This is a genomic window from Bordetella pertussis 18323 (genome assembly GCF_000306945.1).
In the GTDB taxonomy this organism is placed as follows: domain Bacteria; phylum Pseudomonadota; class Gammaproteobacteria; order Burkholderiales; family Burkholderiaceae_B; genus Bordetella; species Bordetella pertussis.
In genome coordinates this window covers 1,285,431-1,305,518 of the sequence record NC_018518.1, presented here as the reverse complement: position 1 = coordinate 1,305,518, position 20,088 = coordinate 1,285,431, and the positions used below count along the sequence as shown (strand labels likewise).

Genomic DNA, 20,088 nt, shown 5'->3' with positions numbered 1-20,088 from the left:
CCGCGGGCCGCCCGCGGGCTTGCACATGCGCCTCCCGCGTTTGCACACCCGGGGACGTGCAGTAAGCTGAGGTTTTGCCCCCTTTGCACAGGGAGGTTCTTGTTATGGCCATGCATCACGCCCGCTCGGGCGAACTGATCGACTTGCGCCCGCTGGGCGAATCGCTGCGCGAGACCGTCTCGCAGGCGCTGGTGCGCGCCGACCACCTGGAAGTGATGCGCCTGGTGCTGCCGCGCGATCAGCAGCTGCCCAGCCACGCCATCGACGCCAGCGCGATCACCATCCAGTGCCTGGAAGGCGCCGTCATGCTGACCGCGCAGGACACGACGCAACGCATGCCCGCCGGCACGCTGGTCTACCTGGCGCCGGGCGTCGCGCATGCCGTAAAAGCCCTGGAAGACAGCACCCTGCTGGTCACGCTGATGCTGGCGCGCCCCTGATGACAACTGCCCCGCCCCGGCCACCCCAAGCGCAATACAAAAAGCCGCTCACTTGCGTGAACGGCCCTTTTGTGTCGACGGTGTCGGTATCGCCGACGATACGGCAAAAATTCTGTTGGCTCCCCGAGCTGGGCTCGAACCAGCGACCTGCGGATTAACAGTCCGTCGCTCTACCGACTGAGCTATCGGGGAACTGCCAAGAAACGAGATTATGACGGCTTTTTTTTAAGTGTGCAAGTTGCCTGCCCCGATGCGGGTTTGCACGTCCCCCATTTCTCATCGAGATTTTTTTCTGATATCATTTCGGTCTTTCCTGGATACGCCCACCCGCACGGGATGCGCGACATCCGAGAGACAGGTTTTGGCCGGCATAGCTCAGTTGGTAGAGCAGCGCATTCGTAATGCGAAGGTCGGGGGTTCGACTCCTCTTGCCGGCACCAGAAAAAAAGGGCAGCCCATCCGGGCTGCCCTTTTTGCTTGGGCGCGCGACTACTCGGCGTCGGGCTGCGCGGCAGGCGCTGCCTGCTGAAAAGCGGGCAATTCGGCGCATGCCGCTTCGATGCGGGCCAGCGTCGGCATGGCCGACAGATCGCAGCCGAAGCGGCGCGCATTGGCCAGTTGCGGCACCAGGCACAGATCGGCCAGGGTCGGCGCGTCGCCATGGCAGAAGCGCCCGGTATGCGGCGCGCCGGCCAGCATGGCCTCGACCCCCGCGAGACCCAGTTCCACCCAGTGCTTGTACCAGGCGTTCTTGGCCTCTTCGCTGACCTTGAGCTCGTGCTTGAGATACTTCAGCACGCGCAGGTTGTTCAACGGATGGATGTCGCAGGCGATGGTCTGCGCGATCGCGCGCACGCGGGCGCGGCCGAGCGCATCGGACGGCAGCAGCGGCGGCTGCGGATGGGTTTCCTCGAGATATTCGACAATGGCCAGCGACTGGGTCAGGACCGCGTCGCCGTCGACCAGCGCCGGCACCAGGGCATTCGGATTGAGCGCGCAGTACTGCGGCGCCAATTGCTGGCCGCCATCCTTGAGCAAGTGCACGGCGCGATAGTCGTACTGCAGGCCCTTCAGGTTGAGAGCGATGCGCACCCGATAGGCGGCCGAACTGCGGAAATAGCTGTACAACTCCATTTTGCCTCCAGCTGCGTGGGCTGCGCCGCGCGTCGTTGTCATTCGAGGGATTCGGTCTGGGCGATCTTGCGCGACAACCCCTTGGGCAGGGGGAAAGCCACGCTCTCCTCCAGGCCGGGCATGGTGCGCACCGACACCGCGCCGAGCTCGCGTACGCGCTCGACCACCTGCTGCACCAGCACCTCGGGCGCCGACGCGCCGGCCGTGATGCCGATGCTGCGCCTGCCCTGCAGCCATGCCGGGTCGATGGCGTGCGCGCCGTCGATCAGGTAGGCCGCCACGCCCTTGCGCTCGGCCACTTCGCGCAGCCGGTTGGAATTGGAGCTGTTGGTGCTGCCCACGACCAGCACCAGGTCGCACTCCGGCGCCAGCAGCTTGACGGCGTCCTGGCGGTTCTGGGTGGCGTAGCAGATGTCGCTTTTCTTGGGCTCGACGATGCCCGGAAAGCGCGCCTTGAGCGCGCCCGCGACCGCCGCGGCGTCGTCCACCGACAGCGTGGTTTGCGTGACGTAGGCCAGGTTGCCCGGATCGCTGACCTGCAGCGCCGCGACATCCTCGACCGTTTCGACCAGGTACATGCCGCCCTGCGCCTGCCCGAGCGTGCCCTCCACCTCGGGATGGCCCTTGTGCCCGATCATGACGATCTCGCGCCCGGCCGCGCGCATGCGCGCCACTTCGATGTGCACCTTGGTCACCAGCGGGCAGGTCGCATCGAACACCCGCAGGCCGCGCGCCTCGGCTTCGCCGCGCACCGCCTGCGACACGCCGTGCGCCGAGAACACCACGATGGCGCCGGCGGGCGCCTGGTCCAGTTCGTCGATGAACACGGCGCCCTTGCCGCGCAAATCCTCGACCACGTAGCGGTTGTGGACGATCTCGTGGCGCACGTAGATCGGCGCGCCATGCAGCTCGAGCGCGCGCTCGACGATGTCGATGGCGCGATCCACGCCGGCACAGAAGCCACGCGGCTGCGCCAGCAGGACCTCGGCATCGGCGGCGGTCACTTCAGCGGTCATCACAGCACTCCCAGGATGGCGACATCCACGCGCAAAGCGGTGCCGGCCAGCGGATGGTTGAAGTCGAACATCGCCCAATCGGCGTTGATTTCCTTCAGCACGCCCGAGTAGCGCCCGCCATTGGGCGCGGCGAACTCGACCAGGTCGCCGGGCTCGAAGGTGGCATCGGCGCCCGCATGCTCGGCCAGCATGGCGCGCGTCACTTTCTGGATCAGGTCCGGATTGCGCTCGCCATAGGCCTGAGCCGGCGCCAGCGCCACGCTGAAGCGCTCGCCCTCCGCATGGTCGAGCAAGGCGGCTTCGAGGCCGGGGGCCCACTGGCCGCTGCCCATCTGCAGCGTTGCCGGGCGACCATCGAAGGTATCCGTGAACACCGAGCCCTCGGCAGGCCCCGAGGCCAGCACGATGCGGTAATGCAGGGTGAGGTAGGAGTCCGGACGGACCAAAACATTCACATTCTCAGAGGCGGCGCTCAAGGTCTGTCACCGTATAGCAATCCAATAAAGGTTTGATTTTAGAGCTTATGCCATGAGTCTGCCCGAACCCCTGCTCCGCGCCGACTGGCCGCGCGAACGCCTGCTGCGCCACGGCGCCGCGACGCTGAGCGATCCCGAGCTGCTGGCGCTGGCGCTGCGCACCGGCGTGGCGGGCTGCAACGCGGTCCAGCTGGGGCACGACCTGCTGCGCCGGTTCGGCGGCCTGCGCGGCCTGCTCGGCACCTCGCCGGCGGAGCTGCAGGTGGTGCCCGGACTGGGAACCGCCAAGGCCTGCGTACTGGCCGCGGTGCTGGAACTGGCCCGCCGCACGCTCGAAGAAGACCTGGTGCGCCAGGACGCCCTGGCCAACCCCGACCTGGTGCGCCGCTATTGCCAGGCGGCCCTGGGCCACCGCAAGGTCGAGCACTGCATCGCCCTGTACCTGGACGCGCGGCTCAAGCTGATCATCTGCGCCGAAGTCGCCCGCGGCACCTTGACCCAGGCGCAGATCTACCCGCGCGAAATCGTCCGCGAGGCATTGCGCCACCACGCGGCCGCGCTGATCCTGACCCACAACCATCCGGGCGGCACCGCCGCCGCCAGCGCCGCGGACATCGCCATGACGCGCCAGATCAGGCAGGCGCTGGCCCTGATCGACGTGCGGCTGATCGACCACGTCATCGTGGCCGGCGCCGCCACGGTATCGATGGCCGCGCAAGGACACCTCTGAAGGGACCCGGCATCCCGGCATCGCCAAACTCCGGGCAGTTCGTTAGACTAGGAGCCAGTCATTTCAACCCTAAACCGTTTTTTCTCATGAAGCGCCTGTGGGACATTTCACCGCCGGTTTCTGCCGACTCGCCGGTTTTCCCGGGCGACACGCCATATCGCCAGCAATGGAAATGGTCGCTGACGCCGGATTGCCCGGTCAATGTCAGCGAGATCACCCTGTCGCCCCACATCGGCGCCCACGCCGACGCGCCGCTGCACTATGAGAATGGCGCGGCCGCCATAGGCGCCGTCGCGCTCGAACCCTTCCTGGGCCCCTGTCGCGTCATCCACGCCATCGGCTGCGGCCCGCTCATCCTGCCCGAGCACCTGGCGCATGCCCAGGCCGGCCTGCCGCCGCGGGTACTGGTGCGCACGGCGCGCCACGCGGCGCTGCAATGGTGGGTGGACGATTTCTCCGCCTATGCGCCCCAGACCATCGAATGGCTGGCCGGACGCGGCGTCACGCTGATCGGCATCGACACGCCCAGCATAGATCCCGCGTCCAGCAAGACCCTGGACAGCCATCACGCCATCCGGCGGCACGACATGCGCGTACTCGAGAACCTCCGCCTGGACGACGTGGACGAAGGCGATTACGAACTGATCGCGCTGCCGCTGGCGCTGGTCCAGGCCGACGCCAGTCCGGTGCGCGCCGTGTTGCGCGAACTGGCCTGACCCGCCATTCACGCAGCAGGACCCACCATGCAGCCCACCCCTACGCAACGCCCCGAAGCCATCGTGCACGACGAAAAAGCCCAGCTCGATTTCGCGCGCGACATGAGTTATGGCGACTACCTGCACCTGGACGAACTCCTGGGCGCCCAGCACCCGCTCTCGCCCGAGCACAACGAAATGCTGTTCATCGTGCAGCACCAGACCAGCGAGCTGTGGATGAAGCTGATGCTGCACGAACTGCGCGCGGCGATCGCCGCGATCCAGCAGGACCGCCTGCAGCCGGCGTTCAAGATGCTGGCGCGTGTCAGCAAGATCCTGGAGCAACTGGTGTCGGCCTGGGATGTGCTGGCCACCATGACACCGCCCGAATACTCGGCCCTGCGCCCCTACCTCGCGCACTCCAGCGGCTTCCAGAGCTATCAGTACCGCCAGATCGAATACCTGCTGGGCAACAAGAACGCCGCGATGCTGCAGCCCCACGCCCACCGCGCCGACCTGCTGGCGCAGGTACGCGCCGCCTTCGAGGCGCCCTCGCTGTACGACGAGGCGCTGCGGTTCCTGGCCCGCAGCGGCCTGGCCGTGCCGGCCGGCGCGCTGCAGCGCGACTGGACCCAGCCCTACCGGGCCGACGACCAGGTCGAACAGGCCTGGCTGACCGTCTACCGGCAATCCGAGCGCTACTGGAACCAATACCAGCTGGGCGAAAAGCTGACCGACCTGGAAGACGCCTTCCGCCTGTGGCGTTTTCGCCACGTGACCACGGTGGAGCGCATCATCGGCTTCAAGCGCGGCACCGGCGGCACCTCCGGCGTCACTTACCTGCGCAAGATGCTGGAGGTGGTGCTGTTTCCGGAAATCTGGAAATTGAGGACGGATCTCTGACGCCACGCGGGCCTTGTATCGGGGCCAGGTATGCGTGCTAGAATACGGGGTTGTTTTTTGGATACATTGCCAGACGGCGCATCCTGGTTGCCGCCACGCAAGACGCGTGGCCGTGCGCCGGGCTGCTTGCCCGGCCTGGCTGGCGACCCGCTAACCTGGGAAATTATCATGAAAGAAGGCATTCACCCCGAATACCGCGAAGTGGTGTTCATGGACGTTCAGACGGGCAACAAGTTCGTCACCCGCTCGACCATCCACACCCGCGAAACCGTCGAAATCGACGGCAAGACGTACCCGCTCTTCAAGTGCGACGTGACGTCCGAATCGCACCCGTTCTACACCGGCGCGCAGACGCGTATCGTCGAGACCGGCCGCGTGGAAAAATTCCGCGCCCGCTTCGCCCGCACCGCCGGGACGGTCAAGTCGGCGTCCTGATCGGCAAGCTCCTTCGGGAGGCGCACCAGAAAGCAGCCTGCGGGCTGCTTTTTTTTCCTCGCGGCATGCCGCGCCAACCCTCATCGGTTCCACGCTCGTCGGTTACATTACGTCCGTGTCTCCCATTTCGCGCTCTACTCCGGCCCGGCTGACGGTGCAAGCTACCGCCAAGCTGCCCCGGCTCGTCCTGCTTGGCCTGTCGCTGATCTATATCGTGGCGGGCCTGTTCATGCGCGACCCGTGGAAGACCGACGACGTGGTCGGGCTGGCCACCATGGTCACCGCGCTGCGCGAAGGCGGCATGACCTGGCTGCTGCCGCAGGTGGGGCACCTGGCGCACGCCGAGGAAGGCCCGATGATCACCTGGGTCGGCGGCGCCTCGATGTGGCTGTTCGGCCCATGGCTGGGCGATATCACGGCCGGCCGCCTGCCCAACCTGCTGTGGTTCGGCATCGCCACGGTCAGCGTCTGGTACGGCACCTATCTGCTGGGCCGGCGCGCCGAGGCCCAGCCGCTGAAACTGCCTTTCGGCGGCGAGCCGGCGGCGCGCGACTACGGCCGCATGCTGGCCGACGCAGCCCTGCTGCTGCTGCTGGCCACGGTGGGCATCCTGCAGCGCCTGCACGAAACCTCGGTGGTGCCGGCCATCATGGCCTGGCAGGCGCTCGCGTTCTACGCCATGGCCCGCACGCTGGATCGCCCTTTCCTGGGCGCCACCACCCTGGGGGTGGCGGTGGCCGGCGCCTTCCTGACGCGCGGCTGGATCGGCGCCGCGCCGGTGATGGTGGCCGCGGTGCTGGCGTTCTACCCGCGCAGCCTGCTGTGGCAGCGGGTACGCTGGCTGCCGTGGGCGGCCTTGATCGCCGCCGCGCTGATGCTGGCCTGGTGGCTGCCCGCCACCCTGGCCGAGGGCAGCGACTACTGGATACGCAACTGGAAAACCTGGACCCTGGCCTCGTACGACTGGCCGGACCTGCGCATCACCGGCCGCACGCTGCGCGACCTGCCCTGGTACCTGTGGCCGACCTGGCCGCTGGCCCTGCTGGCGATCTGGCGCTGGCGCGCCTGGCTGTATGCGCCCCATATCTGGGTGCCGCTGGTGCTGGCCGCCACCGCGGCGCTGATGCTGCTGTTCCTGGACGGGCCCAATGACGCCGAGTACGCCATGCTGGCGGTGCCTTGCGCCATCCTGGGCGCCTTCTCGCTGCCCACGCTGCGGCGCGGCGTGGTCAATACGCTGGACTGGTTCGCGGTGATGTGCTTTTCGCTTACCGCGGCCACCGCCTGGCTGGGCTGGGTGGCGCTGCATTTCGGCTGGCCGGCGCAGATTTCGCGCAATATCGCCCGCCAGACCACGGGCTACGAAGCCTCCATTTCCTGGCTGGCCAGCGCGCTGGCGCTGGTCATCTCGGCCGCCTGGGTCGTGCTGGTCGTCTGGCGCCTGCGCAGCCGTCCGCTGGCGCTGTGGCGCGGCACGGTGCTGTCGGCCGGCGGCCTGACCGCCACCTGGATCCTGCTGGTGCTGCTGTGGCAGCCCGCGGTGGACTATGCGCGCAGCTACCGCACCGTATCGGGCCAGCTGGCCGAGGCGCTGCAGGCCAACCTCCAGCCGGGCGAGTGCATGCGCGGCCTGAGTCTGGGCAGCGGGCAGCGCGCCTCGTTCCTGGTGTTCGACAACATGTCGTTCACCTACGATTCCAAATGCACGCTGGTGCTGCAGCAGACTACCCACAGCAGCCTGCGCGACGGCACCGCCGCCTACAGCGACGGCGCCACCGAATTGTGGCGCGGCGGCCGCCGCGCCGACCGGCACGAAGTCTTCCGCCTGCTGCGCGTCACGCCCACCCGATGACGCCTGCCGCCGCCCCCTCGCCCGGGTTCGGCGCGACCATGCGCGACATCGCGCGCCAGGCATGGCCGGTGCTGATCAGCCAGTGGGCCGGCATCTCCTTCGGCGTGCTCGACACCGCCATGACCGGCCACGCCAGCCCGCAGGACCTGGCAGCGATGTCGCTGTCGGTGTCGGTGTACATCACGGTTTTCGTCGGCCTGATGGGCGTGGTGCACGCCCTCATTCCCATCCTGGCGCAACACTTCGGCGCCGGCCAGCAGCGCGAAGTCGGCAGCACCTGGGGCCAGGGCGTATGGCTGGCGCTGGGCCTGTCGGTGGTGGGCGCGATCCTGATGCTGTTTCCCGACGCCTGGCTCTCGCTGTCCGGCGACGTGGACCCGGCCGTGCGCGACCGGGTGGCGGCCTACCTGCGCGCCCTCGTGCTGGCCTTGCCCGCCACGCTGGTGTTTCGCACCATCTACGCCCTGGGCACGGCGGTATCGCGTCCCAAGGTGGTGATGAGCATCAACCTGGCGGCGGTGTTCGTCAAGGCGTTCTGCAACTGGGTGCTGATCTACGGCAAGTTCGGCCTGCCGGCGCTGGGCGCCGTGGGCGCCGGCCTGGCCACCGCCATCTCGGGCTGGCTGAGCCTGGCTGCCGGCCTGTGGATCATCACGCACGACCGCTATTACCGCCGCTTCCGCCTGCGCGTGGGGCGGCCCGACTGGCGCGCGCTCAAAGAGCTGCTGCGCCTGGGCCTGCCGATGGGCGGCTCGTACCTGGTCGAGGTGTCGGCGTTCACGTTCATGGCCCTGCTGGTAGCGCGCGAAGGCACGTACGTGTCCGGCGGACACCAGATCATGTCCAACCTGGCCGCGTTGTGCTACATGATGCCGATGGCGCTGGGGGTGGCGACCGCCGCGTTGACCGCGCAAGCGATCGGCGCGGGCCGCCCCGACCTGGCGCACCGCACCGGCATGGCCGGCCTGGCGCTGGGCCTGCTGGGCGCGGCGCTTACCGCCGCCGTGCTGCTGGTCGGCCGCCCGCTCATCATCGCCGCCTATACCGACGATCTCGAAGTCGCCGCGGTGGCGGCGTCGCTGCTGGCCATCATCCCGCTGTTCCACTTGTGCGACTCGATGCAATGCATCAACTCGTACCTGCTGCGCGCCCACAAGGTCGCCGTCATGCCGCTGGTGCTGCAAACCGTGGCGCTGGGCGGCGTCGGCCTGCTGGGAGGATGGTGGCTGGGATTCGGCCCGGGGCGCGGCGGCCTGGATCCGTTACGTACGGCGCTGATGCCCGGGTCGCCGGCCGGCGCCGGCACGATGTGGCTGATGGCGATGGCCGGACTGGGCTTGTCGGCCGTGCTGCTGCACTACTGGTACCGCCGGATCGCGCGGCTGGCGCTCGCCCGGGGCTGAATGCGGCGCCGGTGCGCGGCGCCCCCGCGGCGCCCCGTGCCATGGACCGGCGTCCATGAAAATTATTTGGTGGAGGTACTGCCCGTCTTGGCGTGGTGGGCACCGTGATGCGCGCCGCTCTTGGCGTGTTTCTCGCTCTTGGCGTGCTTGCCGCCGGACGGCGCCTTGACGCTGCTCTTGGCGCCGGACTGGGCGTCGCTCTGCGCGGCATACGCCGATGGCGCGGCCGCCAGCCCGAGGCACAAGGCCGAGGTGGACAAGAAAGCGGCGATACGGGACTGAGTCGTCATGTTGTGTACTCCTATCTTTCGGGCGCGGGAGCCCGCACATACAAGGCGCGGCAAAATGCCGCGTGACCTATAATTCGTTGGAGCAAGCGTCCAGTGAAAGGTTCGGAGCACGGAAGAAATTTTTCCGTCGCTAACCGCTCGTCATGATCCCGCGCCTATCAGGCCTCGAAGATCAACAAGGCGACGGTCGCAAACAGCATGGCGGCAAAGCAGGCTCTCAGCTTGCGTTCAGGCAGCCGATAGGCCAGCCGTACCCCCACCGGCACGAACACCAGGCTGCCCGCCGCCAGTGGCACGCCTATCCACCAATCGGCCTGTCCGGCCCAGGTGTAGGTGACGAGGGCGATCATCGAACCGGGAATGACCATCGTCAATGCCAGCGCCTGGGCCATCGTCTGCGGCAAGCGGAACACCGAAGTGATGATGGGCACGGCCAGCACCGCGCCGCCCACGCCGAAGAACCCGCCCAGCGTGCCGCACAGCACGCCCAGCACGCTGGCGCGCGGCGGGCTCAGGACAGGCGCGGGCCGCGCCGGCGCCGCCGGCGCGGCAGCGGCGCGCTTGCGCACGGTCTGGTAGACATAGAACAGCGCGATGAAGAACAGGAACACCGCGAAGCTCAGGCGCAGCGTGCGCGAGGCGATGCCCAGCGCCAATTGCGCGCCGACCCACGTGAACACCACGGCGCCCGCCGCGCCGGCGCCGGCCACGCGCATATCGATGCGCGCATGCTGGTGGTACTTGCGCACCGCCATCATGATGGTCGGCAGCACCATGATGAGCGCCGTGCCCTGGGCCAGTTGCTGCGGCATGCCCAGCAGCAGCCCCAGCGCGGGAATGGCGATCAGCCCGCCGCCGATGCCCAGCGCGCCACCCATGAAACCGATCAGCGCGCCACTGGCCAGGCAGGCCGCGATTACCAGCAGACTCAAGACAGGCTCCCCGGACGTGCCATCAACGCAATTTGTCCAGGGCGGCGTCCAGCCGATCCACGGCCCATATCTCCAGCCCTTCGATAGGCTGGCGCGGCGCATTGGCCTTGGGAATCAGCGCAACGCTGAACCCCAGCTTGGCCGCTTCGCGCAGGCGCTCCTGGCCGCGCGGCGCGGGCCGGATCTCGCCGGCCAGGCCGATCTCGCCGAACGCCACCAGGCCGGCGGGCAGCGGCTTGTCGCGCAGCGATGACATGATGGCCAGCAGTACCGGCAGGTCGGCCGCCGGCTCGGTGATGCGCACCCCGCCCACGGCATTGACGAATACGTCCTGGTCGTAGGTCGAGACGCCCGCATGGCGGTGCATGACGGCCAGCAGCATGGCCAGGCGATTACCCTCCAGCCCCACCGTCAGGCGGCGCGGATTGGGCGCATGCGAAGTATCGACGAGCGCCTGCACTTCCACCAGCAGCGGGCGCGTCCCTTCCTGGGTCGCCAGCACGCAGGAACCGGCCACCTGCTGCTGGTGCTGCGAGAGAAACAGCGCGGACGGATTGGCCACGCCGCGCAGGCCGCGGTCGGTCATGGCGAACACGCCCAGCTCGTTGACGGCGCCGAAGCGGTTCTTGAACGCGCGCACCAGGCGAAACGACGAATGCGTGTCGCCCTCGAAGTACAGCACCGTGTCGACGATGTGTTCGAGCACGCGCGGTCCGGCCAGCGCGCCGTCCTTGGTGACGTGGCCGATCATCACGATGGCGATGCCGGTCTGCTTGGCCAGCCGCGTCAGCTGCGCCGCGCATTCGCGCACCTGGGACACCGAGCCCGGCGCGGCGGTCAGCTCGCCGCTGTAGAGCGTCTGGATCGAATCGATCACCGCCACGGTCGGCTTCTGTTCGGACACGGCCGCCTGGATCGCCTCGAGCCGGATCTCGGCCAGCAAGTCGACATTGCCGGTCTGCAGGCCCAGCCGGCGCGCCCGCAGCGCGACCTGTTCGGCCGACTCTTCACCGGTGACGTACAACACCTTGGTCGTGGCCGACAGCGAGGCCAGCGCCTGCAGCAGCAGCGTGGACTTGCCGATGCCGGGGTCGCCGCCGATCAGCACCACCGCGCCGGCGACCAGCCCGCCGCCCAGCACGCGGTCGAACTCGTCCAGCCCGGTGGGCTGGCGCGGCGTCTCGCGCGCTTCGATTTCGGACAAGCTGCGCACCGGGCTGGCTGCCGCCAGGGGCGCGTAGCGATGCCCGCCGGCCGAGGGCGCGGCGGACTCCACGGTTTCTTCCAGGGTATTCCAGGCCGAGCAGTGCGGGCACTTGCCTTGCCACTTGAGGCTGGTGCCGCCGCATTCGGCGCAGACATAGATGGTTCGGGATTTCGCCATGCCGGCAGTTTACCGGCAAGCGAGGCGCGATACGTTTGTTTGCAATTCTGTCCTCGCCCATCAACCCCTTCCGACCCCCTCGTGCGTTTAACCAAGTACCGATCCACCACCACGAGACCCGACGCCATGACGCCGATCCTACGCCCCTCCCCCTGCTGTGCACCGTGCTCAGCCTGGCCATGCTGAGCGCCTGCAGCCCGACCGAACCGCCTTCGGCGGGTGCGGCCGGCCAGCCCGCCGCCGCACCGGGCCAGCCGACGCCCCAGGCCGTGCCGGCGACGCCGCGCAGCGAGCCGGCCGGCGCGCCGCAGCGCGAACTGGCGGCGCAAACCTATCTGCCTGCGGCGCCGCACGCGGCAGCCCGCCTGCATGCCGACCAGGCGCGCATGCGGATCATGCCGGCGCCCATGCCCGTCATCCAGGAAGATCGCGAAAATTATGCCGGCTACCAGGACAATCCTGTCCAGCTGGCACAGGAGCAGCCGGTCTCCACCTTCGGGCTGGACGTGGATACCGGCTCGTACAGCAATGTGCGCCGCCTGCTCAACGATGGCCGCCTGCCGCCGGCCGACGCCGTGCGCGCCGAAGCATTCATCAATTACTTCGACTACGGCTACCCGGCCCCCGCCACGCCGGCCGTCCCCTTTTCCCTCACGACCGAGATCGCGCCGGCGCCCTGGAATCCGCAGCGCCAGCTGCTGCTGGTCGGCATCCAGGGATACCGGGTGGCGCCGCAGGATATTCCCGCGGTCAACCTGGTGCTGCTGATCGACACCTCCGGCTCGATGGCCGACCGGGCCAAGCTGCCGCTGCTCAAATCGGCCCTGCGCCAGCTGGTGACGCAGATGCGCGCGCAGGACCGCGTCGCCATCGTCGCCTACGCCGGCAGCGCCGGCCTGGTGCTGCCCTCCACGCCGGGCGATCGCCATGCGCAGATCCTGGCGGCCATCGACGGCCTGCAGGCCAGCGGCTCGACCAATGGCGGCGTCGGCCTGGAGCTGGCCTACGCCGAGGCCGCCAAGGGCCTGGTCAAGGATGGCGTCAACCGCATCGTGCTGGCCAGCGACTGCGACTTCAACGTCGGCCGCACCGATCTTGCGCAGCTCAAGGACTATGTCGGCAGCCAGCGCAAGCGCGGCATCGCGCTGACCACCCTGGGGCTGGGCAGCGGCAACTACAACGATGCCATGGCCATGCAGCTGGCCAACGCCGGCGACGGCAGCTATCACTACATCGACAGCCTGCTGCAGGCGCGCAAGGTCTTTGCCAGCGAGCTGTCGGCGACCCTGCTGACCATCGCCAAGGACGTCAAGGTGCAGGTCGAATTCAACCCGGCGCGGGTGGCCGAGTACCGCCTGATCGGCTACGAGAAGCGCGCCCTGGCGCGGGAGGACTTCAACAATGACGCGGTCGACGCGGGCGAACTGGGCGCCGGCGCCAACGTAACGGCGCTGTACGAGATCACGCCGGCGGGCGCAGCGCAGCGCATCGATGCCCTGCGTTACGGGCAGCCGGCCCGCGCCGCGGACAGCCCGCGCGACGAGCTGGCCTATGTGCGCATCCGCTACCAGTCGCCCGAAGGCGGCGCCAGCCGCCTGATCGAACAACCGGTGGCCGCCGACGCGGCGGCGCCGGCCGCCAGCGCGCGCCTGAATCGCGCGGCGGCCGCGGCGGCCTTCGCGCAATGGCTGCGCGGCGGCAAGTACCTGGACGGCTACGCGCCGCAGGCCATCGCGGCGCTGGCGCGGCAATCGCGCGGCGCCGACCCGCTGGGCCTGCAGGCCGAGTTCGCCAACCTGGTCGAGCTGGCCGCCAGCCTGGGCACGCCGGCGGCGCGCTGATTACGGTGACGGCCCTGGCAGCCGCGCCGGCCCCGGCGGCGTGCGCAATCGCCGCCGAGGCGATACACTGCGCCGCCATGGACACCGCGAGCGCCGCCGACGAAGCCTTGATGCTGGCCTACGGGGCCGAAGGCGACATGGACGCCTTCGACGCCCTGTACGCCCGCCACCGCGCCGGCCTGTACCGCTACATCCTGCTCAGTGCGCGCAACGCCGCCCAGGCCGACGACATCTTCCAGGAAACCTGGAGCCGCGTCATCGACGCCCGGGCCCGCTACCGCCCCCAGGCGCGCTTTACCACCTGGCTGCTGCAGATCGCGCACAACCTGCTGGTCGATGCCCATCGCCGCCAGCCCGCCCCGGTCGCCCCGGAACAGGCCGAGGCCGCGCTGGCCAGCGTGCCCGCCGCCGAACACGAGCAGCCCGAGGCGCGGCTATCCGAGTTCCAGCAGCGCCGCCGGCTGCAACTGGCCATCGAGCGCCTGCCGGATGAACAAAGACTGGCAATGCTGCTGCGACTGGAGCACGATCTGGATGTGGAAGAAATTGCGCAAGTCACCGGTGTCTCTCGCGAAACCGTCAAATCGCGCCTGCGCTACGCCACCCGGCGCATCCGCGAGGAGCTGAGCTCCGAGAGCGCCCCCAGGAGCCCCTAGGCCATGAACCCGCACCTGCCGCCCGACGACGACGATCGCGACCTGCGCGCGCTGTATCGCGAGCTGCCGCGCCACGAGCCCGACATCATGCTCGACGCCTCGATCCGCGAGCAGGCCCAGCGCGCCGCCGAAGCCGACCGGCGCGCCCGCCGGCCACGCGCGACCTGGCACCCGGCCTGGGCGGTGGCGGCCTGCGTGGTCGCGGTGAGCGCCCTGTTCGTGTTCACCGACCTGGAGCAGTACGCGCTGCAGCCCGCCGCCGAGGTCGAGCTGCAGGCCGAGCAGGAGGCCGCCCAGGCCACCCGCGACGCCGTGCCCGAACCGCCCGCTCCCGATCCCGCCCTGGCCGCGCCGCCGCCGCTGGGTGCGCTGGCGCCGGCGCCCGCGCCCGCCCTGCCGCCTGCGCTGGCGCCCGAGGCGGCACGCGGGGCCGCGGCCGAATCATCGGCCCAGGACGCCGCGCCGGCACGGCGCGGCTATATGCCGCAGCGCGCCGCGCCCGCGGTGCGGGCCGAAAAACAGCAACAGGAAAATCTGGCGGCGTCAGCGCGCCAGCGTGACGATCCGGCCTATGCGCAACGCGTCGAGCGCATCCGCGCGCTGGTGCGCGAGGGCAAGCCGCAGGAGGCGGCCGCGGAGGTCCTGGCCTGGCGCCGCGCCGCGCCGGGGCTGGCCCTGCCGCCCGATCTCGAGCAGCTGGCGCCAGCCGACGGCGGTACGCCCGGCCAATAGGAGGCGGAACCGGTCAGTGGCCGCCCAGGCTGCCGCCGCCGTCCACGCCCAGGACCTGCCCGGTAATGAAGCCGGCGTCGTCCGACAACAAAAACGCCACCGCGGCGGCGACCTCGGCCGGCGTACCGAACCGCTTCATGGGAATCGAAGCCTGGGCGCGCTTTTCGGCGTCGCTGCCGGCCGGATGGCCGCGCCGGAACAGCTCGGTCTCGACCGGGCCGGGCGCCACCGCGTTGACGGTGACGCCATACTCGGCCAGTTCCAGCGCCCAGGTGCGGGTGCACCCGACCAGGGCGCTCTTGGCGGCCGAATAACTGGTGCGGTCGTAGGCTCCCAGGATGGCGCGGCTACAGATATTGACGATCCGTCCGCTGCGCCGCACCTTCATCGATTCGACGAAGGTCTGGGTGACCTGCACCGCCACGCGCACGTTCAGGTCGAGCACGCTGTAGAGCGTGGCCAGGTCGATCTCGCCGAGCGCCTGCGGCGCCACGATGCCGACATTGTTGACCACCGCATCGACCGGGAATTTGTCGCGGATCTCGCGCAGCACCTCTTCGGTGCGGCCGGCGTCGGCCAGGTCGCAGGCGTAGAGATAGCCAGGGAAGTCCACATCGGCGGTATTGCGCGCGATACCCACTACGTGGCAACCCAGATCGGTCAACCGCTGCGTCAGTGCCCAGCCGATGCCTTTGGTGGCACCTGTCACCAGCACGCATTTGTCCTTCATGGATTGAAACCTCGTCATGTTTGCCCCGCCAGCGCGACCGGCAGCCGCGCGACGACAGGGTATAGAGTAGACACCATCCGGCCGGCGGCGTCATGTAACTTGCGTAGCAATTCATGCCAGCAGGCCGGCCCGCCGGCGATCCGCACAATGCTCAGCCTTCGTGGCGCACGGGTACGCGCGGGGCCAGCGCGCACAGCAATTCGTAGCCGATGGTGCCGGCGGCCTCGGCCACTTCGTCGACCGACGGGCCGTCCTCGCCCCACAGCACCACGGGCGTGCCGATACCGGCGGCCGGCACCGGATCCAGGTCGACCATGAGCATGTCCATCGACACGCGGCCGACCAGCCGCGTGCGCACGCCGCCCACGGTCAGGGGCATACCGGTGCCGGCATGGCGCGGATAGCCGTCGGCATAGCCGCACGCCACCACGCCGATGCGCATCGGCCGGTCGGCGCGGAAAATGGCGCCGTAACCCACCGCCGCGCCGGCCGGGATATCCTGGATGGCGATCAGCTCGGAGCGCAGCGTCATGGCCGGAATCAATCCGAACGCCCCGGCCTGGGCATCGGCGAACGGCGAGGCGCCGTACAGGCAGATGCCCGGCCGCACCCAATGGGTCTGGCCGTCGTGGCCGACCGCCAGGTCGGCATAGCGCAGGGTGGCGGCCGAATTGCAGACGCTGGTCGCCCCGGCCAGGTGCGCGGTGGCGCCGTTGAAGACGTTCATCTGCTGGGTCACGCCCTGCGGCCCGTCGGCACAGGCGAAATGGGTCATCTTGCCGATGCCGCCCACCACGCCGTACTCATGCAGCTGCTGCGCGCGCGCGTAGGCGGACCCATAGGCGTCCGGCGCGAAACCCAGCCGGTTCATGCCGCTGTTGAGCTTTACCATGATGTCGACGCGGCGCGACAGCCGCGCATGCGCCAGCATGTCGAACTGCTCGCGCGTATGCACGGTGGTGGCGAGATGATAGCGGTCGACGATTTCCAGGTCGGACGGCTGGAAGAAGCCTTCGAGCAGCAGGATAGGGCCGCCCCAGCCCGCTTCGCGGCAGCGCACGGCCTCCTGCAGGTCCAACATGGCCAGGCCCTGGGCCGCCGAGAAACCGGCCACCGCCTGTTCGATGCCATGGCCGTAGGCATTGGCCTTGATGACCGCCCAGATGGAGGGCGGCGTGCCGTCCGCCTTGGCCGCCACGTCATCGAGATGACGACGCACGGTGGCAAGGTTGTGCCGCAGGGCGGACTGGGAGATCGAAGCAAATATGGGACGCGGCATGATGAGATTTCCGAGGCACCCGGGCCTGTTGCCGCCAAGTCTAACTGATCCGCCCGCGGCGCCATACGCCGCCCTCCCCTAAAATGCCTCATTCCGGCGGCTGATGCCGCCCTGCCCCCGCTATCCGTATGGCCATCGATCACTACGAGAATTTCCCCGTTGCTTCGCTGCTGCTGCCGCGGCGGTTGCGCGGCGCCGTGACCGATATCTATCGATTCGCCCGCGCCGCCGACGATATCGCCGATGAAGGCGCCGCCGAGGACGCCGAGCGCCTGCGCCAGCTGGCCGCCTTCCGCGCCGAGCTGCATCGCATCGGCGCCGAACCCGGCACGCTGGCCGTGCCGGCCAGCGCCGACCTAGCGCCCATCTTCACCCCGCTGGCGGCCACCATCGCGCGCCACCAGTTGCCCATCACGCCGTTCTTCGACCTGTTGTCGGCGTTCGAGCAGGACATCTCGGTCAAGCGCTACGAGTCCCATGACGATCTGCTGGACTACTGCCGGCGCTCGGCCAACCCGGTGGGCCGGCTGATGCTGCACCTGTACGGCGCCGTCGACGAAGCCAACCTGCGCGATGCCGATGCGATCTGCACCGGCCTGCAGCTGGTGAATTTCTGGCAGGACGTGCGCATCGACTGGCGCAAGCAGCGCGTCTACCTGCCCGAGGAGGACCTGCGCCGCCATGGCGTCAGCCGCGACGACCTGGCAGCCTGCCGGCTGACCCCGCAATGGCGCGAGCTGATGGCCTTCGAAGTGCAGCGCACGCGCGCGCTGCTACACTCTGGCGCTGCGCTGCCGCGCCGCCTGCCGGGCAGGATCGGGTTGGAATTGCGCCTGGTCGTCCAGGGCGGCCTGCGCATCCTGCAACGCATCGAGGACGCCGGATACGACGTCTTCATGAATCGCCCCGAGTTGGGCGCCAAAGATTGGGCCGTCATGCTGTGGCGCGCCTTCACCTGATATGACCCCTGACGAATACTGCCAGGAAAAGGCCGCCAAAAGCGGCTCCAGCTTCTATTACTCGTTCCTGTTCCTGCCGCCGGCGCGGCGGCGGGCCATTACTGCGCTGTACGCGTTCTGTCGCGAGGTCGACGACGTGGTCGACGAATGCAGCGACCCGTCCCTGGCGCGCGTCAAGCTGGCCTGGTGGCGCACGCAGGTCGACCAGATGGTCGATGGCAAGCCGGACCACCCCGTCACGCGCGCGCTGCAGCCGCACCTGGCCGATTGCAACATCACGCGCGAGCGTCTGCTGGCCGTCATCGACGGCATGGAGATGGACCTGGACCAGACCCGCTACCTGGACTGGCCCGGCCTGCGCAAGTACTGTTGGCACGTGGCCGGCGTGGTCGGCGAATTGTCGGCCGGCGTGTTCGGCTACCAGGATGCGCGCACGCTGGACTATGCCGGCAAGCTGGGACTGGCGTTCCAGCTCACCAACATCATCCGCGACGTCGGCGACGACGCGCGGCGCGGCCGCATCTACCTGCCGGTCAATGAACTGCAGCAATTCGAGGTCAAGGCCGCCGATATCCTCAACGGCGTCCATTCCGAACGCTTCAGCGCGCTGATGCGCTTTCAGGCCGAGCGCACCCGCGGGCTGTACCGCGAGGCGATGCAGGCCCTGCCCGAGACGGACCGGCGCGCCCAGCGGCCCGGGCTGATGATGGCGGCCATCTACCATGCGCTGCTCGACGAAATCGAGCGCGACGACTGGCAGGTGCTGCACCAGCGCATTTCGCTGACGCCCGTGCGCAAGCTGTGGCTGGCCTGGAAGACCTGGGTAAGCGGCGGCGCCCCCCTGGTGCGCCGGCTGGCGCGATGAAGGTCGCCGTCATCGGAGCGGGCTGGGCCGGCCTGGCCGCCAGCGTGGCGCTGCGCGAGGCCGACGCCAAGGTCACCGTGTTCGAAGCCGGGCGCACGCCCGGCGGGCGCGCCCGCCGCGTGGTCCACCCGGAGTTCGGCGACGACCTGGACAACGGCCAGCACATCCTGCTGGGCGCCTATGGCGAAACCCTGGCGCTGATGCGCCGCCTGGGACGCAACCCGGATGCGCTGCTGATGCGCCGGCCGTTGCGGCTGGCCAGCCTGGACGGCGGCTTTCGCCTGTCGGCGCCGCCCCTGCCCGCCCCCCTGCACGCCGCCGCCGCGCTGCTGCTGGCGCGCGGCCTGCCCTGGCGCTCGCGCGTGGCCGCCGTGCGGCTCATGCACTACCTGCGCCAGATGCAGTGGCAGGCGCCGCGCGACTGGACCGTCACGCAGCTGCTGGACCATACCCGCCAGCCCGCCGGCATCCGCCAATCCGTCTGGGCGCCCCTGTGCCTGGCTGCCCTGAACACGCCGCCGGCGCAGGCCAGCGCCCTGCTGTACGCGCACATCCTGCGCGACAGCCTGACCGGCCACCGGCGCAACAGCGATCTGCTGCTGCCCTACGCCGACCTGTCGGCGCTGTGGCCCGACGTGGCGGCCCGCCAGGCCACCATGCGCTACGGCAACACGGTGCGGCGTCTGACGCCGCAGACCCACAGCGTCGAGGTCAACGGCGAACGGTTCGACGCGGCCGTACTGGCCGTGTCGCCCCAGGTGGCGGCGCGCCTGCTTGAGCATGCGCTGGCCGAGCAAGGCTCCGGCGGGCTGCTGCGCGCCCTACAGGCGTTCGATTACGAACCCATCGCCACGTTGAATTTGCGCCTGGCCGGCCCCTGGCCCCTGCCCGAGCCCATGATGATGCTGCGCGAGGAACCGGCGCGCGGCTTTCACGGCCAGTGGCTGTTCGACCGCTCGCGCCTGACCGGCCGTGGCGAGCGCGGCGAACTGGCGGTGGTGGTCAGCGCGGCGCGCGCCGTGGCGGCTGCCGACCGCGAGCAGGCCATCGCCGCCCTGACGCGCCAGGTGGCCGAACAGGCCCGCCGCCACCCGGCGCGCCTGGCCCCGATGCCCGCCGTCGAGATAGCCGAACTGTTCGTGGAAAAGCGCGCCACCTTCGCCGCGATGCCGGGTCTGGCGCGGCCGCTGAACAGCACCCCATGGCGCTCGCTGGCGCTGGCCGGCGACTGGACCGACACGGGCTACCCCGGCGTGCTCGAAGGCGCGGTGCGCAGCGGCCTGCAAGCCGCCCGCGTCGTGCTCGGCGGCGCGGCCACGCCGGACTGAAACCTGGC

At 69.3% G+C, this 20,088-nt stretch carries 21 protein-coding genes and 2 tRNA genes; 14 read left to right on the top strand and 9 right to left on the bottom strand.

What is annotated here, in order from left to right; all coding sequences use genetic code 11:
* Positions 1-104 precede the first annotated feature (104 nt).
* Positions 105-440, top strand: a complete 336-nt coding sequence (locus tag BN118_RS06225) for a cupin domain-containing protein (protein ID WP_003810529.1) — start codon at positions 105-107, stop codon at positions 438-440.
* Positions 441-556: 116 nt separating this feature from the next.
* Here the strand turns inward: BN118_RS06225 and BN118_RS06220 are convergent.
* Positions 557-632, bottom strand: a tRNA-Asn gene (locus BN118_RS06220).
* Positions 633-804: 172 nt separating this feature from the next.
* On the opposite strand from BN118_RS06220, the gene BN118_RS06215 reads away from it, so the two are divergent.
* Positions 805-880 (top strand) — tRNA-Thr (locus BN118_RS06215).
* Positions 881-929: 49 nt separating this feature from the next.
* Here the strand turns inward: BN118_RS06215 and maiA are convergent.
* The 3 genes from maiA to BN118_RS06200 are packed head-to-tail and all read right to left on the bottom strand — an operon-like array spanning position 930 to position 3,066.
* The gene (gene maiA / locus BN118_RS06210) at positions 930-1,574 is read right to left on the bottom strand and encodes a maleylacetoacetate isomerase (protein WP_010930265.1); all 645 of its coding nucleotides are present in this window, start codon (positions 1,572-1,574) and stop codon (positions 930-932) included.
* 38 nt (positions 1,575-1,612) lie between these two features.
* A complete protein-coding gene (gene ispH / locus BN118_RS06205) occupies positions 1,613-2,590 on the bottom strand; it encodes a 4-hydroxy-3-methylbut-2-enyl diphosphate reductase (protein WP_010930264.1) in 978 nt (325 codons plus the stop codon).
* Positions 2,590-3,066 carry an FKBP-type peptidyl-prolyl cis-trans isomerase gene (locus tag BN118_RS06200; RefSeq protein WP_003818626.1) on the bottom strand — a complete coding sequence of 159 codons (477 nt, stop codon included), beginning with the start codon at positions 3,064-3,066 and terminating at the stop codon, positions 2,590-2,592. Before BN118_RS06200 ends, ispH begins: the two co-directional genes overlap by 1 nt.
* A 52-nt stretch (positions 3,067-3,118) precedes the next feature.
* On the opposite strand from BN118_RS06200, the gene radC reads away from it, so the two are divergent.
* The 6 genes from radC (at position 3,119) to BN118_RS06170 (ending at position 9,084) form a co-directional block, all read left to right on the top strand.
* A complete protein-coding gene (gene radC, locus BN118_RS06195; RefSeq protein ID WP_010930262.1) occupies positions 3,119-3,796 on the top strand; it encodes a RadC family protein in 678 nt (225 codons plus the stop codon).
* 86 nt (positions 3,797-3,882) lie between these two features.
* Positions 3,883-4,512 (top strand): arylformamidase, encoded by a 630-nt coding sequence (gene kynB, locus BN118_RS06190; protein WP_003810518.1) that lies wholly within the window; start codon positions 3,883-3,885, stop codon positions 4,510-4,512.
* Between the two features lie 27 nt (positions 4,513-4,539).
* Entirely contained in the window at positions 4,540-5,394 is an 855-nt protein-coding gene (gene kynA, locus BN118_RS06185; protein WP_003810516.1) for a tryptophan 2,3-dioxygenase, read from the top strand.
* 168 nt (positions 5,395-5,562) lie between these two features.
* Complete coding sequence (locus BN118_RS06180) at positions 5,563-5,829, top strand: type B 50S ribosomal protein L31 (protein ID WP_003818624.1); 267 nt, start codon at positions 5,563-5,565, stop codon at positions 5,827-5,829.
* 115 nt (positions 5,830-5,944) lie between these two features.
* Positions 5,945-7,681, top strand: coding sequence for an ArnT family glycosyltransferase (locus tag BN118_RS06175; protein ID WP_010930261.1), 1,737 nt, complete (start codon positions 5,945-5,947; stop codon positions 7,679-7,681).
* Entirely contained in the window at positions 7,678-9,084 is a 1,407-nt protein-coding gene (locus BN118_RS06170; protein ID WP_010930260.1) for an MATE family efflux transporter, read from the top strand. The genes BN118_RS06175 and BN118_RS06170 overlap by 4 nt, the downstream gene beginning before the upstream one ends.
* Positions 9,085-9,146: 62 nt before the next feature.
* On the opposite strand, the gene BN118_RS06165 is transcribed toward BN118_RS06170, so the two are convergent.
* The 3 genes from BN118_RS06165 to radA all read right to left on the bottom strand — a co-directional run bounded on the left by BN118_RS06165 (position 9,147) and on the right by radA (position 11,690).
* Complete coding sequence (locus tag BN118_RS06165; protein WP_010930259.1) at positions 9,147-9,374, bottom strand: hypothetical protein; 228 nt, start codon at positions 9,372-9,374, stop codon at positions 9,147-9,149.
* A gap of 158 nt (positions 9,375-9,532) precedes the next feature.
* On the bottom strand, positions 9,533-10,306 hold the full coding sequence (locus BN118_RS06160) for a sulfite exporter TauE/SafE family protein (protein ID WP_003818618.1): 774 nt from the start codon (positions 10,304-10,306) through the stop codon (positions 9,533-9,535).
* 22 nt (positions 10,307-10,328) lie between these two features.
* A complete protein-coding gene (gene radA / locus BN118_RS06155) occupies positions 10,329-11,690 on the bottom strand; it encodes a DNA repair protein RadA (protein ID WP_010930258.1) in 1,362 nt (453 codons plus the stop codon).
* 164 nt (positions 11,691-11,854) lie between these two features.
* On the opposite strand from radA, the gene BN118_RS06150 reads away from it, so the two are divergent.
* From BN118_RS06150 to BN118_RS06140, 3 genes are all read left to right on the top strand, one after another.
* Entirely contained in the window at positions 11,855-13,531 is a 1,677-nt protein-coding gene (locus tag BN118_RS06150) for a vWA domain-containing protein (RefSeq protein WP_041166149.1), read from the top strand.
* Between the two features lie 77 nt (positions 13,532-13,608).
* A complete protein-coding gene (locus BN118_RS06145; protein WP_014905626.1) occupies positions 13,609-14,187 on the top strand; it encodes an RNA polymerase sigma factor in 579 nt (192 codons plus the stop codon).
* Between the two features lie 3 nt (positions 14,188-14,190).
* Positions 14,191-14,919: a hypothetical protein gene (locus BN118_RS06140; protein WP_014905625.1), complete on the top strand. Its 729-nt coding sequence runs from the start codon at positions 14,191-14,193 to the stop codon at positions 14,917-14,919.
* A 13-nt stretch (positions 14,920-14,932) separates the two neighbouring features.
* Here BN118_RS06140 and BN118_RS06135 read toward each other — a convergent pair whose 3' ends face one another.
* Both BN118_RS06135 and alr read right to left on the bottom strand, forming a co-directional pair.
* Complete coding sequence (locus BN118_RS06135; protein WP_003810494.1) at positions 14,933-15,649, bottom strand: SDR family oxidoreductase; 717 nt, start codon at positions 15,647-15,649, stop codon at positions 14,933-14,935.
* A gap of 151 nt (positions 15,650-15,800) precedes the next feature.
* Positions 15,801-16,928 carry an alanine racemase gene (alr, locus tag BN118_RS06130; protein WP_014905624.1) on the bottom strand — a complete coding sequence of 376 codons (1,128 nt, stop codon included), beginning with the start codon at positions 16,926-16,928 and terminating at the stop codon, positions 15,801-15,803.
* Between the two features lie 128 nt (positions 16,929-17,056).
* Between alr and hpnC the strand changes: the two genes are divergently transcribed.
* From hpnC to hpnE, 3 genes are read left to right on the top strand one after another with little or no spacing between them, the layout of a single operon-like run.
* Complete coding sequence (gene hpnC, locus BN118_RS06125) at positions 17,057-17,887, top strand: squalene synthase HpnC (RefSeq protein ID WP_003810490.1); 831 nt, start codon at positions 17,057-17,059, stop codon at positions 17,885-17,887.
* Between the two features lies 1 nt (position 17,888).
* On the top strand, positions 17,889-18,752 hold the full coding sequence (gene hpnD / locus BN118_RS06120; RefSeq protein ID WP_010930256.1) for a presqualene diphosphate synthase HpnD: 864 nt from the start codon (positions 17,889-17,891) through the stop codon (positions 18,750-18,752).
* Positions 18,749-20,080: a hydroxysqualene dehydroxylase HpnE gene (hpnE, locus tag BN118_RS06115; RefSeq protein WP_010930255.1), complete on the top strand. Its 1,332-nt coding sequence runs from the start codon at positions 18,749-18,751 to the stop codon at positions 20,078-20,080. The genes hpnD and hpnE overlap by 4 nt, the downstream gene beginning before the upstream one ends.
* The last annotated feature ends 8 nt before the right edge of the window (positions 20,081-20,088 follow it).

Bases quoted from the DNA above. Each gene is read 5' to 3' on its own strand.
- hpnD (WP_010930256.1), top strand. From the start codon at position 17,889: ATGACCCCTGACGAATACTGCCAGGAAAAGGCCGCCAAAAGCGGCTCC.
- BN118_RS06135 (WP_003810494.1), bottom strand. From the start codon at position 15,649: ATGAAGGACAAATGCGTGCTGGTGACAGGTGCCACCAAAGGCATCGGC.
- BN118_RS06180 (WP_003818624.1), top strand. From the start codon at position 5,563: ATGAAAGAAGGCATTCACCCCGAATACCGCGAAGTGGTGTTCATGGAC.
- radC (WP_010930262.1), top strand. From the start codon at position 3,119: ATGAGTCTGCCCGAACCCCTGCTCCGCGCCGACTGGCCGCGCGAACGC.
- BN118_RS06140 (WP_014905625.1), top strand. From the start codon at position 14,191: ATGAACCCGCACCTGCCGCCCGACGACGACGATCGCGACCTGCGCGCG.
- BN118_RS06170 (WP_010930260.1), top strand. From the start codon at position 7,678: ATGACGCCTGCCGCCGCCCCCTCGCCCGGGTTCGGCGCGACCATGCGC.
- hpnE (WP_010930255.1), top strand. From the start codon at position 18,749: ATGAAGGTCGCCGTCATCGGAGCGGGCTGGGCCGGCCTGGCCGCCAGC.
- BN118_RS06145 (WP_014905626.1), top strand. From the start codon at position 13,609: ATGGACACCGCGAGCGCCGCCGACGAAGCCTTGATGCTGGCCTACGGG.
- kynA (WP_003810516.1), top strand. From the start codon at position 4,540: ATGCAGCCCACCCCTACGCAACGCCCCGAAGCCATCGTGCACGACGAA.
- BN118_RS06165 (WP_010930259.1), bottom strand. From the start codon at position 9,374: ATGACGACTCAGTCCCGTATCGCCGCTTTCTTGTCCACCTCGGCCTTG.
- ispH (WP_010930264.1), bottom strand. From the start codon at position 2,590: ATGACCGCTGAAGTGACCGCCGCCGATGCCGAGGTCCTGCTGGCGCAG.
- radA (WP_010930258.1), bottom strand. From the start codon at position 11,690: ATGGCGAAATCCCGAACCATCTATGTCTGCGCCGAATGCGGCGGCACC.
- maiA (WP_010930265.1), bottom strand. From the start codon at position 1,574: ATGGAGTTGTACAGCTATTTCCGCAGTTCGGCCGCCTATCGGGTGCGC.
- kynB (WP_003810518.1), top strand. From the start codon at position 3,883: ATGAAGCGCCTGTGGGACATTTCACCGCCGGTTTCTGCCGACTCGCCG.
- hpnC (WP_003810490.1), top strand. From the start codon at position 17,057: ATGGCCATCGATCACTACGAGAATTTCCCCGTTGCTTCGCTGCTGCTG.
- BN118_RS06225 (WP_003810529.1), top strand. From the start codon at position 105: ATGGCCATGCATCACGCCCGCTCGGGCGAACTGATCGACTTGCGCCCG.
- alr (WP_014905624.1), bottom strand. From the start codon at position 16,928: ATGCCGCGTCCCATATTTGCTTCGATCTCCCAGTCCGCCCTGCGGCAC.